The sequence below is a fragment of the Streptomyces sp. NBC_00414 genome, assembly GCF_036038375.1.
GTDB lineage: Bacteria > Actinomycetota > Actinomycetes > Streptomycetales > Streptomycetaceae > Streptomyces.
On sequence record NZ_CP107935.1, the window covers coordinates 4,718,778 to 4,734,150 of the forward strand.

Annotated in this window: 13 protein-coding genes; 6 read left to right on the forward strand and 7 right to left on the reverse strand. The window is 71.8% G+C overall.

Annotation, left to right across the window (positions count from 1 at the left end; translation table 11 throughout):
- Positions 1 to 137 precede the first annotated feature (137 nt).
- The gene (locus OHS59_RS20275) at positions 138 to 512 is read right to left on the reverse strand and encodes an STAS domain-containing protein (RefSeq protein ID WP_328494828.1); all 375 of its coding nucleotides are present in this window, start codon (positions 510 to 512) and stop codon (positions 138 to 140) included.
- A gap of 407 nt (positions 513 to 919) precedes the next feature.
- Between OHS59_RS20275 and OHS59_RS20280 the strand changes: the two genes are divergently transcribed.
- Together OHS59_RS20280 and OHS59_RS20285 are read left to right on the forward strand one after the other, a co-directional pair.
- Entirely contained in the window at positions 920 to 1,486 is a 567-nt protein-coding gene (locus tag OHS59_RS20280; protein ID WP_328494829.1) for a sigma-70 family RNA polymerase sigma factor, read from the forward strand.
- A complete protein-coding gene (locus OHS59_RS20285) occupies positions 1,483 to 2,745 on the forward strand; it encodes a maleylpyruvate isomerase N-terminal domain-containing protein (RefSeq protein WP_328494830.1) in 1,263 nt (420 codons plus the stop codon). The genes OHS59_RS20280 and OHS59_RS20285 overlap by 4 nt, the downstream gene beginning before the upstream one ends.
- A 196-nt stretch (positions 2,746 to 2,941) precedes the next feature.
- On the opposite strand, the gene purU is transcribed toward OHS59_RS20285, so the two are convergent.
- Positions 2,942 to 3,793 carry a formyltetrahydrofolate deformylase gene (gene purU, locus OHS59_RS20290; protein ID WP_328494831.1) on the reverse strand — a complete coding sequence of 284 codons (852 nt, stop codon included), beginning with the start codon at positions 3,791 to 3,793 and terminating at the stop codon, positions 2,942 to 2,944.
- A gap of 204 nt (positions 3,794 to 3,997) precedes the next feature.
- Positions 3,998 to 4,498, reverse strand: a complete 501-nt coding sequence (locus OHS59_RS20295) for an SCO4402 family protein (protein WP_328494832.1) — start codon at positions 4,496 to 4,498, stop codon at positions 3,998 to 4,000.
- A 117-nt stretch (positions 4,499 to 4,615) separates the two neighbouring features.
- Here OHS59_RS20295 and OHS59_RS20300 point away from each other — a divergent pair, with 117 nt between their 5' ends.
- Positions 4,616 to 5,914 (forward strand): ABC transporter substrate-binding protein, encoded by a 1,299-nt coding sequence (locus OHS59_RS20300; RefSeq protein WP_328494833.1) that lies wholly within the window; start codon positions 4,616 to 4,618, stop codon positions 5,912 to 5,914.
- A 196-nt stretch (positions 5,915 to 6,110) separates the two neighbouring features.
- Here OHS59_RS20300 and OHS59_RS20305 read toward each other — a convergent pair whose 3' ends face one another.
- Positions 6,111 to 7,952, reverse strand: a complete 1,842-nt coding sequence (locus OHS59_RS20305; protein WP_328494834.1) for a hypothetical protein — start codon at positions 7,950 to 7,952, stop codon at positions 6,111 to 6,113.
- 217 nt (positions 7,953 to 8,169) lie between these two features.
- A complete protein-coding gene (locus tag OHS59_RS20310; protein ID WP_328494835.1) occupies positions 8,170 to 9,555 on the reverse strand; it encodes a transcriptional regulator in 1,386 nt (461 codons plus the stop codon).
- A 300-nt stretch (positions 9,556 to 9,855) separates the two neighbouring features.
- Here OHS59_RS20310 and OHS59_RS20315 point away from each other — a divergent pair, with 300 nt between their 5' ends.
- From OHS59_RS20315 to OHS59_RS20325, 3 genes are all read left to right on the forward strand, one after another.
- The gene (locus OHS59_RS20315) at positions 9,856 to 10,539 is read left to right on the forward strand and encodes a bifunctional DNA primase/polymerase (RefSeq protein WP_328494836.1); all 684 of its coding nucleotides are present in this window, start codon (positions 9,856 to 9,858) and stop codon (positions 10,537 to 10,539) included.
- 447 nt (positions 10,540 to 10,986) lie between these two features.
- Positions 10,987 to 11,757: an ABC transporter ATP-binding protein gene (locus OHS59_RS20320; protein WP_328494837.1), complete on the forward strand. Its 771-nt coding sequence runs from the start codon at positions 10,987 to 10,989 to the stop codon at positions 11,755 to 11,757.
- Positions 11,754 to 13,391, forward strand: coding sequence for a transporter (locus tag OHS59_RS20325; protein WP_328494838.1), 1,638 nt, complete (start codon positions 11,754 to 11,756; stop codon positions 13,389 to 13,391). The genes OHS59_RS20320 and OHS59_RS20325 overlap by 4 nt, the downstream gene beginning before the upstream one ends.
- A 24-nt stretch (positions 13,392 to 13,415) precedes the next feature.
- On the opposite strand, the gene OHS59_RS20330 is transcribed toward OHS59_RS20325, so the two are convergent.
- Positions 13,416 to 14,285, reverse strand: coding sequence for a GNAT family N-acetyltransferase (locus OHS59_RS20330; protein ID WP_328494839.1), 870 nt, complete (start codon positions 14,283 to 14,285; stop codon positions 13,416 to 13,418).
- Between the two features lie 185 nt (positions 14,286 to 14,470).
- Positions 14,471 to 15,364 (reverse strand): alpha/beta fold hydrolase, encoded by an 894-nt coding sequence (locus OHS59_RS20335; RefSeq protein WP_328494840.1) that lies wholly within the window; start codon positions 15,362 to 15,364, stop codon positions 14,471 to 14,473.
- Between the last annotated feature and the right edge of the window lie 9 nt (positions 15,365 to 15,373).

Here is a 15,373-nt window from a genome sequence, read left to right on the forward strand (position 1 = left end):
TGGGTGCGTCTGGCAGGAGCGTACGACGACCGGCCCCCTCGGGGAGCGGGAAAACGACGCTTGTGCCAAGACCGGGGGAAATCCGCGACAACGGCGTCACGGACGTACAGGATGATCTTCCCCCTGCGTGACAGGAATCACGCCGAAAGTGAATTCGCCTCGTCGTCCACGGCGGCGTCGACGTCGGCATACGCGTCGAAGAGCCTGCGTACGCCAAGGGCGCCCAACACCCGGTTGACGTGCGACCCGTCCACCGCCCCCTGCGCCGGAAGGATCACCCGGAGGCGGCCCTGACAGGAGCGGATCAGCCGCCGCGAGGCGATGAGCACACTCACGCCGCTGGAGTCGCAGAACAGCACCCCGGACAGGTCCAGCACGACATCCCGCCGCCCGTCGGCCACGGCTTCGTGCACCCGCTGCCGCAGCACCGGCGACGTCACCAGATCCATCTCACCCGAAACCCGCACGACAGCCCAGCCGCGCTGCTCGCCTTCGGTCACCCTGAGCGTCACGCGTCTGTCCCTCGCTCGACGATGTCGGACCCGGACGGCCCGGTTACGGCCGGACCCGGAAACGGAAGCTGTTACTTCGCTTCCCTGGTGCGTGGCTGCCCCACCCTCCGCTCCACGAAACACGGAATGCCGAACCGAAACGCACCCCCAACAGACCGTTCCGGCCACAACCGCTCAACGCCCGCCACCCCTGATCAGGACAATTCACCACACTCGAACACGCAAAGTAATTCACCACACACATACCGCAACCACTCCCCTACCACCCGAGCCGGGCCCCGGGGCGCGCATTGCAACAAAGGGGCGTGCGTCCCCCCAGGTGCCGACTACATTCGGAAGGAGACCGAGGAGGAGAATCCGGTCGCACGGGGACAGACGCACGGCACGAACACAGTGGAGGGGGGCGTATGACCAACAGGGACGCGCCACCCCGCTGGGACCGCAAGATGCAGCAGCGGCTCGCCCGGGGAGAGGCAGCCGCGCTCGGTGAGCTCTATGACCGATTCGCTTCACTCGTGCACGGACTCGCCCAGCGCGTGCTCGGGGACGAGCGCGCGGCCGACGGCATCACCCGCGAGGTCTTCGCCCACGTCTGGGAGAACCCCGAGTCGTACGACCCCAAGCAGGGACCCCTGCGCTCCTGGGTCGCCACGCTGACCCACCGCCTCGCCGTGCAGCGCCTGCGCACCACGGAGACCGCCGCGCTCGCCCACGAGGACTCGGACGACACCGACGAGTTGGAACGCAGGGTCCGCCGCGCCTCGGTGGCGGCCCGCGCCGACTACATCGTCACGTCCATGCCGACCCCGCTGCGCGCCGCCCTTGAACTCGCCTACTTCCAGCGCCGCGACTACCGCCAGACCGCCGCCGACCTGGGCGTCACCGCGGACGAGGCCCGCCGCCGCCTGCGCCTGGGCCTCCAACTCCTGTCCACGGCCCACGACGCCGACTCCTCCGAAGGGGGCGCCCGGTGAACAGCGCGAACCCCTTCGGAGCGTACGAGGAAGACGAACCGGACCCCGAGCACACCCAGGGAAACCCGGGCGGCCCCCCGCGCATACCCGTGCCACGCGCCTCCATGGAGGACACGGGCCACCCCCTCCCCACACCCACCCCTTCACCCCTCGTCCTCGACCACCGGGTACTGAAGGCCCTGCTCGGCGCATGGGCGCTGGCGGCCTGCTCCCCCGAGGAGACGGTGGCAGTGGAGGACCACCTCGGCGGCTGCGGCGCCTGCGCGGACGAGGCCCTGCGACTGCGCGAGGCAGTGGGCCTCCTGCACCCGCCGGAGAGCCTCGACCTGGACCCGGCCCTGCGCACCCGAGTCCTGGAGGCCTGCCTGGGCCGCCGCCCGCCCCGGATCCCGGTCCCCTCCTGGGCGACTCCGTACGACGCGGAGACCGCCCGCCTCGACGCCCTGCTCCAGGACATCGGCGACGCCGAATGGCACGCCCCGGTACGACTGCGCTGGTTCGACGGCAAGGAACCGACCAGCCGGCGCACCACCGTCGCCGGAGTGATCGCCCACCTCCTGACCGTGGACGGCCTGGTCGCGGTAACGCTCGGCCTGGACGACCCTCTGGAAAGCCCGTCAGCCAGCCCCACCCCCTCGGCCCGCACCGAGGCATTCTGGGACGCCGCCCACTTCCCGCCCACCCGTTCGGTCCGCGGCCCGTGGCGCGAGCAGGCCCACAACCTCGTCCGTACGGTGGCCTTCGCGGGCGGAGGCTCCGGCCGCCTCCCCGTCCCGTACGGCGACTTCGAACTCCCGCTGCGGGACTCGATGATGGACCGCGCCTTCGAGACCTGGGTCCACGCGGGAGACATCGCCGACGCGGTCGACTACCCCTACGAGCCGCCCTCGCCCCGCCATCTGCACGCGATGATCGACCTGGGCGCCCGTATGCTCCCCTCGGCCCTGGCCGCCCGCCGCCAGGCAGGTCTCGCGGCCCCCGCCCCGACCCGCCACCTGGTCCCGGCCGACGCCCCCGGCCGCAGCCTCCGCCTGGAGATCGAGGGCCTGGGCGGCGGCGAGTGGCTCATCCCGCTCGACTCCCCAGGCGCCCCCGCCTCCCCCGACCACGAGGTGGCCCACGTGGCCCTGGACGGCGTGGAGTTCTGCCAGCTCGCCGCCGGCCACGTGTCCCCCGAGGAAGCGGCGGCGGGCCAGGCAGGAGACCGGGAGGCGATCAGCGACGTCCTCTTCGCAGCGGCGTCACTGAGCCGCATGTAGGACGGCGGACACCCGCGGCACCAGAAAGGGCGGGGCCGTGCCGGTACGTCGAAAGTCCGCCGCGTAGGGCTCCTCCGGGAAACAGTTCCCTGCAAGAACTCACAGCCGTACACCCGGGGGCGGCGGACTCGACGTACCGGCACGGCCCCGCCCCACCCACGACGCGACCGCTGCGGGCCGTGACCGGCCCAGGACGTCAGTCGAAGACGACGGTGCGCCGCCCGTTCAACAGAATCCGCCGCTCCGCATGCCACTTCACGGCCCGGGCCAGCGCCTGGCACTCCACGTCCCGCCCCACGGCGACAAGCTGCTCAGGCGTGACCTGGTGCCCCACACGCTCGACCTCCTGCTCGATGATCGGCCCCTCGTCGAGGTCGGCCGTCACATAGTGAGCGGTGGCACCGATCAGCTTCACCCCACGCACATGCGCCTGGTGATACGGCTTCGCACCCTTGAAGCTAGGCAGGAACGAGTGGTGAATATTGATGATCTTCCCGCTCAACTGCTTGCACAGATCGTCCGAGAGCACCTGCATGTACCGGGCGAGCACCACCAGCTCGACGCCCTGCTCCCGCACCAGCTCCAGCACCTGCGCCTCGGCCTGTGCCTTGTTGTCCTTGGTGACCGGAATGTGATGGAACGGCACATGATACGAACCCACGAGTTCAGCGAACTCCGTGTGATTGGAAACCACACCGGCGATCTCGACGGGCAACGCCCCGATCCGCGCCCGGAACAGCAGATCGTTCAGGCAGTGCCCGAACTTGCTGACCATCAGCACGACCCGCATCTTCTCCTCGGCCAGATGGATCTGCCAGTCCATCTGGAAGGAGTCACCGATCGCCGCGAAGCTCGCCCGCAGCTTCTCCACCGTCACCGGCGCCTCGGCCGAGAAGTGGACCCGCATGAAGAAGAGGCCCGTGTCGTGGTCGCCGAACTGCTGGCTGTCCTCGATGTTGCAGCCGGTCATGAAGAGGTAACTCGACACGGCGTGCACGATGCCCTGCTTGTCGGGGCAGGAAAGCGTCAGGACGTACTGGTCGTTCATGCATGCCAGGTTCCCATACAGGACCCGGCACCCAGGCAAGCGCCCGAATCCCGGACGCGGCGGGGTTCCGTGCGGGCCGGTGGGGGCCGAGCGCGCAGTTCCCCACGCCCCTGAAGACAAAAGACCAGGACGCAGCCCGCGTCTCCCAGGGGCGCGGCGAACCGCGCGACAAGCCCCCACCGGCCCGCACAGGCCGGCGAATTCTCAGGCGGCCCGGGTCATGATCTGGAGTACCTCAAGGGTCCGAGGCTGCGCGTCGGGATCCTCCCCGTCGCTCACAGCCATCCGCACATGCGCGTCCCGAGCGGCCCGCACGGCCTCCGGCCACCCCGCATGGTCGAGATAGACGGAGACAGCCGCATCGGGCCCCACCTGATGCATGATCCGCAGCACCCGCAGCACGGCGGAGTCGACGAGCGCCGCCTCCTGCGAGTCCCGGAAGATCGTCCCGACGTATTTCTCGGCGGACCAGTTGTCCAGCCAGGTGTCCTCGACGAGGCGGTAGACGGCGTCGGTCACGTCCCCGTACCCGTCGACGCCCGCGAGCCAGACACCCCGCTGGAAGTCGGTGTCGGAAAGCATGTGCAGCGCGGAGCGCACATTGCTGCGCCAGCGCCACCACGGCATATCGTTCAGTGGCATGCCGCCCATGGTGGATGAGCGACGCCCGCGACGGGAAGAGTTCTCCGAACCTTGCACGGTCACCGATCGTACGTTCTCCTCGGACCGGCCCACCCCGCACCCCGCTGTTCACCCCTTCGTCACCACGCGTTGACCCAGGGTCACACCAGTCGTAGCGGTGTGACGGAATCGTGCGTGTCCATGACCGGCAGGCGACACATCCGTACCTTCCTCAGCGCCCTCCACCTCCCCGTCACCAAGGCCAGAGTGCTGTGCGCGGGCGCGTTGGCGATGTGTGTGTCGACCGCCGTCGGATGCGGTGTCGTCCCCGGTACCACGGGGGGTTCCGGGGACGGCGCCATCACCGTCATGACGTGGGCGCCCGAGAAGACGAAAACGACCAACAAGCCCGGAATGCCCGCGATGGCGAAGGCGTACGCGCGCTGGGTCAACGCCAACGGCGGCATCAACGGCCGCAAGCTCAGGGTCATCACCTGCAACGACCACAACGACGCGGTGGCCGCCGCGAGCTGCGCCCGCCGCGCCGCCGAGGAGAACGTCGTCGCGGTCGTCGGCTCGTACAGCCAGCACGCCCGTTCCTTCTTCTCCCCGCTGGAGACGGCCGGCATCCCGTACCTCGGCGGCTACGGAGTCACCGACGACGAGTTCACCAGCCCGCTGTCGTATCCGGTCAACGGCGGCCAGCCCTCCCTGCTGATCGGACTCGGGCAGCAGCTCGCCAGGACCTGCGGCCCGGTCACGCTCATCCGCCCCGACACGGTCGCGGGCGACGAACTGCCCGTGCTGCTCGACTCCGGGCTGACCGCGGGGCGCCACGCGGCCTCCGTCGACCAGCGGGCCGCGGAGGACGCCACGGAGTTCTCGGGGCACGCCCAGCGGGCGCTGCGGCGGGTCACCGCGGACTCACCGGAGGAGGGGTGCGTGGTGCCTGCCCTCGGCGACCGCACCGACACCTTCATGGACTCGTTCCGGCGGACCCGCGAGGACTATCCGGCGGTACGGACGGCCTCCGTGCTGGGCAGCATCGACCAGTCGATGATCGACGCGACGGGCCGTACGTACGAGGGCTCGTACGTCACCGGCTGGTACCCGGCGTCGAGCGACAAGCGGTGGAAGCCGATGCGCGAGGTCATCCGCGAGGAGGCCTTCGGCGACAACCGGATCGACGTCGCCGACCCCGGCGTGCAGACGACCTGGGTCGCGTACACCGCCCTGAAGAAGGCCATCGAGTCGCTGGGCGACGGCGAGGTGACCGCGCGGGCGCTGCGGCGGACGCTCGACAACGGCCTGCAGATCGACACGGGCGGGCTCACACCGACCCTGAGCTGGAGTTTCCAGGACCTGATCACGGCGAGCGGCTTCCCGAGGCTGGTCAACGCGGACGTGACCTTCCAGGTGGTGCGCAAGGGCCAACTGGTCACGGAGCGCAAGGGTTTCGTGAACGTGTCAAAGGTCCTGGAAAACACCCAGACACTCTGATAACCGACATCGCCACCCAAACCAGTCAGATCCCCACAGCGGCCCGTTCCCCAGACGAACCGTCACCCGAGAACGGACCGTCACCCAGGAACGAACCGTTTCCCCAAACGATCCGGCCCCCGAAGCCGACCGATGGGTGCCTGAGCCGCACCGCGCGGTGTGGGTGTCATGCGCTTCCCGGCACGATTCCCGGCGATCAGAGCTGTCCCGGCTGCCGCTCGGTGAGTCCGTAGGTCTGTGCGACGGAGTTCCACAGCTTGGCGGCCTTGGCCTTCTGCGTGGTCGCGGTGCCGCTCTCACGGTTGCCCGCGGCGGTCTGCCCCGTGGAACGGGCCTGCCCCTTGCGGCAGCCCTTCTTGCCCGCGGCCTGGTCGGCCCACGCCGCGTAGTGGGTGTCCGCCGCGGCGGAGGCCTTCCACGCGCTGTTGAGCGCGGCGGTCAGCTCCGCGTGGTTCTCCAGCTTGTCGACGGACAGGCCCGCCAGCCGCGTGACAAGCCCGTTGCGCTGCTTGGCGGCGTTGCGCAGATCACTGGCCGCCTGGCCGAGGTTGGTGCACTTGCGTACGTTGTCGACGGCCTTGACGACCGAGTCACGGCTGTTGCCGCTGTCGGCGAGGAGCTTGTCCAGGGCCACGGCCTGCGCCTCCTCCGGACCCGCCGACTCGGAGCCGGAGCCTTCGGTGGCCGGCGCGGTCGCGGCGACCGTCGTGTTCTCGTCGCCCTTGTCCTCCTCGCTCCCGCCACCGCTGAGCAGGGCGCCGGCGCCGATGCCGAGGACGGCGATGCCCACGCCGACGGCGGCGATGAGGGGAACTCGGGAACGGGAGCGGCCACCGCGGCCGTGGTCACCGTCGGCCGCGGCCCGGCGTGCGCCGCGCCCGCCCGGACCCTCGGGGCCCGCCGGCGCACCGGCACCGCCGAAGCCGCCGGGCGTACCGAACCCGGCCGGAGCACCGAACTCGGGCGAGGCACCGCCCGGTTGTCTCCGCTGCCCCGGCCCCTGCCCTCGTCGCGCCCGCGGCTGGTCCACCGGGGGCAGCTGCTGGGTGGCGCCGCCGCCGTCCGCCCGGAAGAGGTTGTCGAACTCGGCGGGCGGCTGCTGCCGGTCCTCCGGCCCGCCCGGCCGTACGCCGTACCCGGATCCGGCCGCGCCGGGCTGTGCGGGCACCGGCGCCATGAACTGCGTGGGCTGGGCGTCCGGGTCCACGGCGGGGGGCAGGGGTCCCGCGCCGTTCCCGCCGGGCATCGGCCCGGAGCCGTCGTTCGGAACGCGGCCGAGGTACCGCGTGGCGTCGCCGGACGTCGCCTCGGGTGCCGTACCCGCGGCGGGCATCTCGGGAGGCAGCGCGCCGGGGCCAACCGGCGGAAGGAACTGCGTGGCGCCCTCGTCCATGGGCGGCGCCGCGGTGACGGGCGGCAGGAACTGGGTCGCGCCCTCGTCCATGGGAGCGGCGGGCGGCAACGCGCCCGGCCCCGCTCCGGAGGCGTCCGGGTAGCCGTAGCCGCCCTGTCCGTGCGCACCGGCGGGGTTCTGCGGCTGCGGGACGCCGTAACCGTTACCGGTCCGTCCGTCGTACTGCTGCTGCGGCTGCGGCTGTTGCTGTTGCTGTTGCTGCGGTATCGCGCCGCCGGGCGCCTGCTGGGCGGTGCCCCACTGGCCGCCGTCCTGCGCCCCGTAGGGACCGGCAGGAGGCTCGGTGTACTGCGAGACCTGCCCGCCACCACCGGACGCGTCCCAACCGGAGCCCGGCGCACCCTGGCCGCCGCCGCCCTGCGGCCCGGCACTCCAGCTGGATATCTGCGTATCCGGAGCCTGAGCGGCACCACCGGCACCGCCGACGCCACCCGGATTGCCCCATTCGTCGGCCTGCGGAGCGGACCGCGGACCCCACGGCTGGTCCCAGGCCTGACCGCCCGCCGGGACCGCGCGGTCGCCGGTCTGGCCCGGCAGGAGGGGCTCGCCGCCGTCGGACGGCAGCACGATGCCTTCGCGCGCGGGTCGCGCCGAGGGCTCGTCGCCCTGTCCGTTGTGCGTCACCGGGACTCCTACGAATGGGGGACCTTCGGAATCGTCGGTTCACGCTACCGGGTCCTCGCGAGCCGGTGCCACGCAGCACGGGACGTGACACCCGCCACCGGGGACAGCCAGTGACAAACCGCCCCCGGATCGCTGTTCGAGCCCCTTTTTTGCGCCTCCTTTCACATCACGTGCTTCATTTCTCACACGTTCACGCCCCGAGCGGGCCGAACTCGCCCTAGGCCGCCGCCTGAAGCTCCATGCGTGCCCCGAACTCCCGCACCACGGGCTCGTCCCGGTACGGCTCAAGCCGCTGCTGGAAGTCGTCCAGGTACTCGGCGCCCCGGTTGGACCGCAGCGTGCCCAGCAGCTCGACCGCTCGCAGACCCGTGTGGCAGGCCTGCTCCACCTCGCGCTGCTGCACCTGCGCGGAGGCCAGGAGCACATAGCCGATCGCGCGCCGCCTGGCCCGCGACTCGGGGTGCCCGTCGAGGGACTCCTGAGCGCGCCGTGCGGCCGCCTCGGCCTGCCCCAGGTCACGGTGACAATGCGCCAATTCGTCGGCCAGGTACGCCTCGTCGAAGTGCGCGATCCAACGGGGGTCGTCCCCGGCCTCCGGATCGGCCTGCTCCAGCGCCGCCACGGCCCGGCCGGACGCCGTCTGCGCCGAGCGCGCGTCGCCCATCAGGGCATGGCCCCGCGCCTCGGCGGCGTGGAACATCGACTCCGCGCGCGGTGTGACCCGCCCGCGCGCCCCCTCCTGCGCCGCCCGCGCCAACTGCGCGATCTCCCGCGGGTTTCCGAGCTGCGCGGCCAGGTGGCTCATGGACGCGGCGAGCACGTACCCGCCGTATCCACGGTCGCCCGCCGCCTGCGCGAGCCGCAGCGCCTGGATGTAGTACCGCTGTGCGAGACCCGGCTGCCCGGTGTCGATCGCCATGTAGCCCGCCAGCTCCGTCAACCGCGCGACGGCCGCGAAGAGTTCACGCCCGACCGCTTCCCGGTACGAGCCCGCCAGCAGCCCGGAGACGACGCTGTTCAGGTAGTGCACGACGACCGGGCGCACATGCCCGCTGCCGTACTGGTGGTCGAGGTCGACGAGCGCCTGGGTCATCGCGGTCACCGCCGCCACGTCGGACTGCCCGACCCGCGGCCCGGCGGAGCGCGAGACCTGCGCGTCCGGCGAGGAGATCAGCCAGTCCCGGCTCGGTTCGACGAGCGCGGAGGCCGCGACGGACGAACCGGACAGGAAGTCCCGGCGCCCCACGTCGCTGCGCCACAGCTCGCAGACCTGCTCGATCGCGCCGAGCACCGTCGGCGAGAACTGCAGCCCCACACCGGAGGCGAGGTTCTTGCCGTTCGCCATGCCGATCTCGTCGATCGTGACGGTCCGGCCCAGCTTTCGGCCCAGCGCCTCGGCGATGATGGCGGGCGCCCGCCCGCGCGGCTGCTGTCCGCGCAGCCAGCGCGCCACGGACGTCTTGTCGTAGCGCAGATCGAGACCGTGTTCCGCGCCGCACATGTTGACCCGGCGGGCCAGACCGGCGTTGGAACAGCCCGCTTCCTGAATGAGCGCCTGCAGTCGTTCGTTCGGCTGCCGCGCGACGAGAGGCCTTGCGGCCATTGGCGTACCCCCTGTGGCTGCGGTGCCTGCCCACGCGCACCGAGTTGACGAGCTCTCAGTGACCGGGACGTCCCGCCCTCGTGAGAGGAGCGAAAAGTCCGGCCTCGAAGATCAATGCCCCGCGGACATACCGAAGATGCGAGACATGCGAGGATTGCCGGGTAAAGGCTGCTGCCCGCCCCACACAGGGCTACCCACCACCCGCTGCCGCCTCCCATGCGCGCCCCCACAGATGCATCCATGCGCCCCATACGTGGGATCGGTGCTCCTCCCCCGCGCGCGCAAGGCCCGTAACCCCTGATGGGTGCGGGAGTTGAGTTCAGCGTGGAAGAGACGATCGCAGGCACCGAGACCGCCCAGATCCCGAAGCAGCGCGGCGAGTCGCTGCAGGACACAGCCGTGCGCTATGCCGAGGAGCGCCATTGGGACGTGTTCCCCGGCACCTGGCTGGAGGCCGTCGACGGCGTGCAGTGCTGCTCGTGCGGCGACCCGTCGTGCGCGGTGCCCGGCGCGCACCCGGCGCGCGAGGACTGGGCGACGGTGGCCACGGGGAGTGCGACCGTCGCCCGCCGGCTGTGGGCCAAGCAGCCCGTCGCGTCGATCCTGCTGCCCACGGGGCGGACGTTCGACGCGATCGACGTGCCCGAGACCGCGGGGTTTCTCGCGCTCGCGCGGATGCGGCGGATGGAGCTGACGCTCGGGCCCGTGACGTGTACGCCGGATCGGCGGATGCAGTTCTTCGTGCTTCCCGGGGCCGCGGCGAAGGTCCCGGACCTGGTCCGCAAGCTGGGCTGGCCGCTCGCCTCCCTCGATCTGGATGTCCTCGGGGAGGGCGCGTACGTGGCCGCGCCGCCCACGCGGTTCGGGGCGCGGGGGGCCGTGCAGTGGGCCTGCCGGCCTACGCCCGCGAATCGGTGGCTGCCGGACGCGGAGGAATTGATCTCCCCGTTGTCCTACGCGTGCGGGCGGGACGCCCGTCGGTAGCGCGGGCCCTCCGGGCGGGACGGTTCACATCTGCTGGCCGGTGGGGGCTGGCCGCGCAGTTCCCCGCGCCCCTGAAAGCGGGGCTGCGCCCCCATGCTCTTGCCCTCAGACGGACGGGGAACGACACGACCGGCCCCCGCCCACGCGGCATCGCCCTCAGGGGCGCGGGGAACTGCGCGGCCCACCCCGGCCGACCCGCACGGACCGATCGGCCTGGGGCCCAGCCCCGTTCGTCAGGGACGCGGGGAACTGCGCACTCAGCCCCACCCACCCGCACGGACAAGCTCACGGGACTTCCACCCCTCAGGGGCGCGGGGAACTGCGCGGCCCACCCCGGCCGACCCGCACGGACCGATCGGCCTGGGGCCCAGCCCCGTTCTTTAGGGGCGCGGGGAACTGCGCGGACGGCCACGACGAACCCGCGGAGCGCCCCGTATCGTGCCTCGCATGACGGTTGCGGTGCGGGTGCAAGGGCTCTGGAAGCGGTTCGGGGAACAGATCGCCGTCGCGGGGATCGATCTGGAGCTGCCCGCGGGCCAGTTCATCGGCCTCGTCGGACCCAACGGCGCCGGCAAGACCACCACCCTGTCGATGGTGACCGGCCTGCTCAGGCCGGACCACGGCACCGTCGAGGTCGTGGGCCACGACGTATGGCGCGACCCCACCGAGGTCAAGGCCCGCATCGGCGTGCTCCCCGAGGGCCTGCGCCTCTTCGAGCGGCTCTCGGGACGGGAACTCCTCGCCTACACGGGCCGCCTGCGCGGCCTCCCCGGCGCGGAGGTCGACAAGCGCGCCACCCAGCTCCTGGACGTGCTCGACCTCGCCGGAGCCCAGCACAAACTGGTCGTCGACTACTCGACGGGCATGCGCAAGAAGATCGGCCTGGCCGCCGCACTCCTGCACAACCCCGAAGTGCTCTTCCTCGACGAGCCGTTCGAGGGAGTCGACCCGATCTCCGCCCAGACGATCCGCGGCGTACTGGAGCGCTACACCGCCTCCGGCGCCACCGTCGTCTTCTCCTCCCACGTCATGGAACTCGTCGAGTCGCTCTGCGACTGGGTCGCCGTGATGGCCGCGGGCCGCATCCGAGCCCACGGCCCGCTCGCCGAGGTACGCGGCGCGGCGCCCTCCCTCCAGCAGGCCTTCCTCGAACTCGTCGGCGCGAACGGCCGCGACACCGGCTCCGACCTCGACTGGCTGGGCGGCGGAACCCGATGAGCACCGACGCCGCCGCCACGGTCTCCGCCACTCCCGTCGCCTCCGCCACCCCGATCACGGCCGTCGTCGTACGGCTGAAGCTGGCGCTGCTGCGCAACGGTCTGCGGCAGTCGTCGGGGCGGCGGGCCGCGTACATCGCCTCGCTCGTCGTCGTGCTGCTCTTCGCCGCGCTCCAGCTCCTCGGCCTGATCGCGCTGCGCGGCAACACGCACGCGCTGAACGTCACGGTGCTGCTCACCGCCGTCCTGGCACTCGGCTGGGCCGTGATGCCGCTCTTCTTCCCCAGTGGCGACGAGACCCTCGACCCCACCCGCCTGGTGATGCTGCCGCTGCGGCCCCGCCCCCTCGTCCGCGCGCTGCTGGTCGCGTCACTGGTCGGCGTCGGACCGCTGTTCACGCTGTGCCTGCTCGTCGGCTCGGTCGTCGCGACGGCACACGGACCGGCGGCGTACGTCACCGGCGTCGTCGCGATCGTCCTCGCGCTCCTGGTCTGTGTGGCCCTCGCGCGGGCCGTCGCGACCGCCAACCTCCGTCTGCTGACCAGCCGCAAGGGCCGTGACCTGGCCGTGCTGAGCGGTCTGGTGATCGCGGTGGGCGCCCAGGTCGTCAACTTCGGCGCGCAGAAGCTCGGTTCCTCCGGCCTGTCCACGCTGGACCCGGCGGCGGACGTCTTGCGCTGGGTGCCGCCCGCGTCGGCGCTCGGCGCGGTGGACTCCGTCAGCGAGGGCTCGTACGCCGTCGCCCTCGCCCAGCTCGCCCTGAGCGGCCTGGCCCTCGCGGCGCTGCTGAGCTACTGGCAGCGGACCCTGACCCGGCTGATGACCTCCCCGGACGGCTCGACACTGCAGGCCGCCGAGCCCGCACGGGACAAGGCGGGGCGCTCCTCCGGACTCGGCAGGCTGCTGCCCGCGGGACGCACGGGCACGGTCATGGAACGCAGCCTGCGCTACGTGTGGCGCGATCCGAAGACGAAGGCCGCGTGGGTGACCTCGCTCGCGATCGGCCTGATCGTCCCGGTGTTCAACGCGTTGCAGGGGACCGGCTCGATCTACTTCGCGTGCTTCGCCGCGGGGATGCTCGGCATCCAGATGTACAACCAGTTCGGGCAGGACACGTCCGCGTTCTGGATGGTCGCGATGACGATCTCCTCGACCCGGGACGCGTACATCGAGCTGCGGGGCCGGGCGCTGGCCCTCCTCCTGATCACCCTCCCGTACGCCACTCTCGTCACCGTCCTCACGACGGCGCTGCTCGGCGACTGGCCCGCGCTGCCCGAGGCGCTCGGCCTGTCCTTCGCGCTGCTCGGCGCGATGCTGGCGACCGGCGCCTGGTCCTCGGCCCGCTTCCCGTACTCGATCCCGCAGGAGGGCTACAAGAACGTGGCTCCGGGGCAGGCGGGGCTGGCCTGGATCGCGATCTTCGGCGGCATGGTCGCGGCGGCGCTGCTGTGCGCGCCCGTCATCGCCCTCGCCATCTGGCTGAACGTCTCGGCCGACGGCCAGAACTGGACCTGGCTCCTCCTCCCCCTGGGCGCCGCGTACGGCACCCTGCTCACCTTCTCCGGCCTGCGCCTGGCCGCCCCCCGGACAGCCCGCCACCTGCCGGAGATCCTGACGGCGGTCAGCAAGGGCTGAGCCCCGCCGGGGGTCGGGTGCGTCTCAGGAGAACCTGTATCCGGCGAAGTCGGCGACGTGGGCGTACCCGATGCGCTGGTAGAGGGCGTTGCTGGTGGGGTTGTCCGGGTCCGTGAACAGGACGACGTCCGTCGCGCCCGCGGCCAGCGCCGCACGGCTCGCCTCGACCGTCACGGCGCCCGCGTAGCCGCGGCCCCGGAGGTGGGCCGGCGTGTAGACGGGGTCCACCCGGACCATGCCGCCGACGACCGAGGTCGCGGCCGCCATCGAGACGGGGGTGCCGTCCGGGGTCTCCCAGAACGTGAAGTGCCTGTCGCCGAAACGCGAGTCGTCCCAGGCACCGGCGTCGATCAGGTCGATGGAGCGCTGCTCACCGACGTCGACACAGAACTCACGACACCAGCGCACGACGTGCTCACGGTCCTGCCCGCCCGTGATGCGCCCTCGGCCCGCCGGGAGCGGCTGCGGCGGGGTGAGCGTGCCGAGCCGGTAGAGGTGCGTCCGCCAGAAGGGCACCGGCGACGCGCTCGTGTGCCGCTGCCACGACTCGGCGAAGGCGGCGGCGGTGTCGTGGTCCGCGATGACGTGGGAGGGCGCGTGGCCGAGGCCGGCCAGGTGAGCGGCGAGGACGTCCGCCTGCTCGGCGGAGAGGGCGGTGAGGCCCAGGCGGCCCCGCGGACTGAGATAGAAGATCGCGTGGACTTCGCCTCCTGACTCCAGTCGGCCGAAAACGGGGGCCGCGGCGTCGTGCCCGGCCGTCCCGCGTATCCGCAGTTTCTCGATGTCCGTCAGCGGCGTGTTGTGCAGGGCGGGGCGCGAGCGCAGGAAGTCCCCGGCCCGGGCGAGGAAGTCGTCGATGTCTTGGGTGAGGTGCCAACAGGCGTCCGGGAGCATGCTTCATGATCCCGGACGGCCTCGGCCCGGGGAGCATCGCTCGACGCCTTTCGGCCAAGCGCTCCGACTGACTGGCGGCGGGGAACGGTCCACGATCCCGGGAGCGGCCGACGGTCCCGGAACGGCCACCGGTCCCGGAAACAGCCCGCTGTCAGACGGTGCCGGCGCCGATTCCCCGCCGCGCCCTACCGAAGCACTTCGTCAAGGAACGGCTCGACCGCCGCCCGCCACGCCTCCGGCTGGTCGTAGTGCACGAGATGCCCCGCCTCGGCCACCTCCGCGTACCGCCCGTCGGGCAGCACCCGGACCATCTCCTGGGACTCGGCCCGCCCCAGCTCCCCGTCGAGGCCACGCACGACCAGCGTGGGGCACCGCACCTGGGCCAGCTCCTCCCAGTGCGCGTCGTACACCCACGTCTCCCGCGACTTGAGCATCTGCTCGGGCTCGAAGACGGGCCGCCACCCGTCCTCGTGCTCGGCCATGACCTCGGCGTAGAACTCACCGCGCGAGGTGTTCGGCCGCTCCACCCAGGGGTCGTCCTCGCCGAACCACTTCCGTACGTCCGCGAGCGTGGCGAACGGGACCGGCCAGGACTTGAACCACTCCTCCCACTCGCGCTGCGAGGCACCCCCGAGCGCCGAGGCCCGCATGTCGCAGATGACCAGGCCGCGCACCAGGTCGGGCCGTCTGGCCGCGAGCTGCCAGGCCGTCAGGGCTCCCATCGCGTGGCCGATGAGGACGGCCGGGGCGAGGCCCAGCTCTTCGAGGGCGGCCTCCGCGTCCTCGACGTACGCCCCGCGGGTGTACTCCGTCTCCGGCGGCTTCGCACTCTGTCCGTGGCCCCGCTGGTCGAGTGCCACGGCCCGGTGCCGCTCGGACAGCCAGCGGGCGGTGGACGCCCAGTGCGAGGCACGGCCCATGAGCCCGTGCAATAACAGCACTCCGGGTGTCTGCTCGGCCCCGCCCGTCCTCGACCCGGCCGGACCGCTCCTGCCCGGATCGGTCTTGGGAGGATCGGCGAACTCCCAGGCAGCGAGGCGTATCCCGCTCGCACCGGTCACGTCGATGCGCCGCACCATACGCTGGCA

Bases quoted from the DNA above. Each gene is read 5' to 3' on its own strand.
- OHS59_RS20280 (WP_328494829.1), top strand. From the start codon at position 920: ATGACCAACAGGGACGCGCCACCCCGCTGGGACCGCAAGATGCAGCAG.
- purU (WP_328494831.1), bottom strand. From the start codon at position 3,793: ATGAACGACCAGTACGTCCTGACGCTTTCCTGCCCCGACAAGCAGGGC.
- OHS59_RS20300 (WP_328494833.1), top strand. From the start codon at position 4,616: ATGACCGGCAGGCGACACATCCGTACCTTCCTCAGCGCCCTCCACCTC.
- OHS59_RS20310 (WP_328494835.1), bottom strand. From the start codon at position 9,555: ATGGCCGCAAGGCCTCTCGTCGCGCGGCAGCCGAACGAACGACTGCAG.
- OHS59_RS20315 (WP_328494836.1), top strand. From the start codon at position 9,856: ATGGGTGCGGGAGTTGAGTTCAGCGTGGAAGAGACGATCGCAGGCACC.
- OHS59_RS20320 (WP_328494837.1), top strand. From the start codon at position 10,987: ATGACGGTTGCGGTGCGGGTGCAAGGGCTCTGGAAGCGGTTCGGGGAA.
- OHS59_RS20325 (WP_328494838.1), top strand. From the start codon at position 11,754: ATGAGCACCGACGCCGCCGCCACGGTCTCCGCCACTCCCGTCGCCTCC.
- OHS59_RS20330 (WP_328494839.1), bottom strand. From the start codon at position 14,285: ATGCTCCCGGACGCCTGTTGGCACCTCACCCAAGACATCGACGACTTC.
- OHS59_RS20335 (WP_328494840.1), bottom strand. From the start codon at position 15,364: ATGGTGCGGCGCATCGACGTGACCGGTGCGAGCGGGATACGCCTCGCT.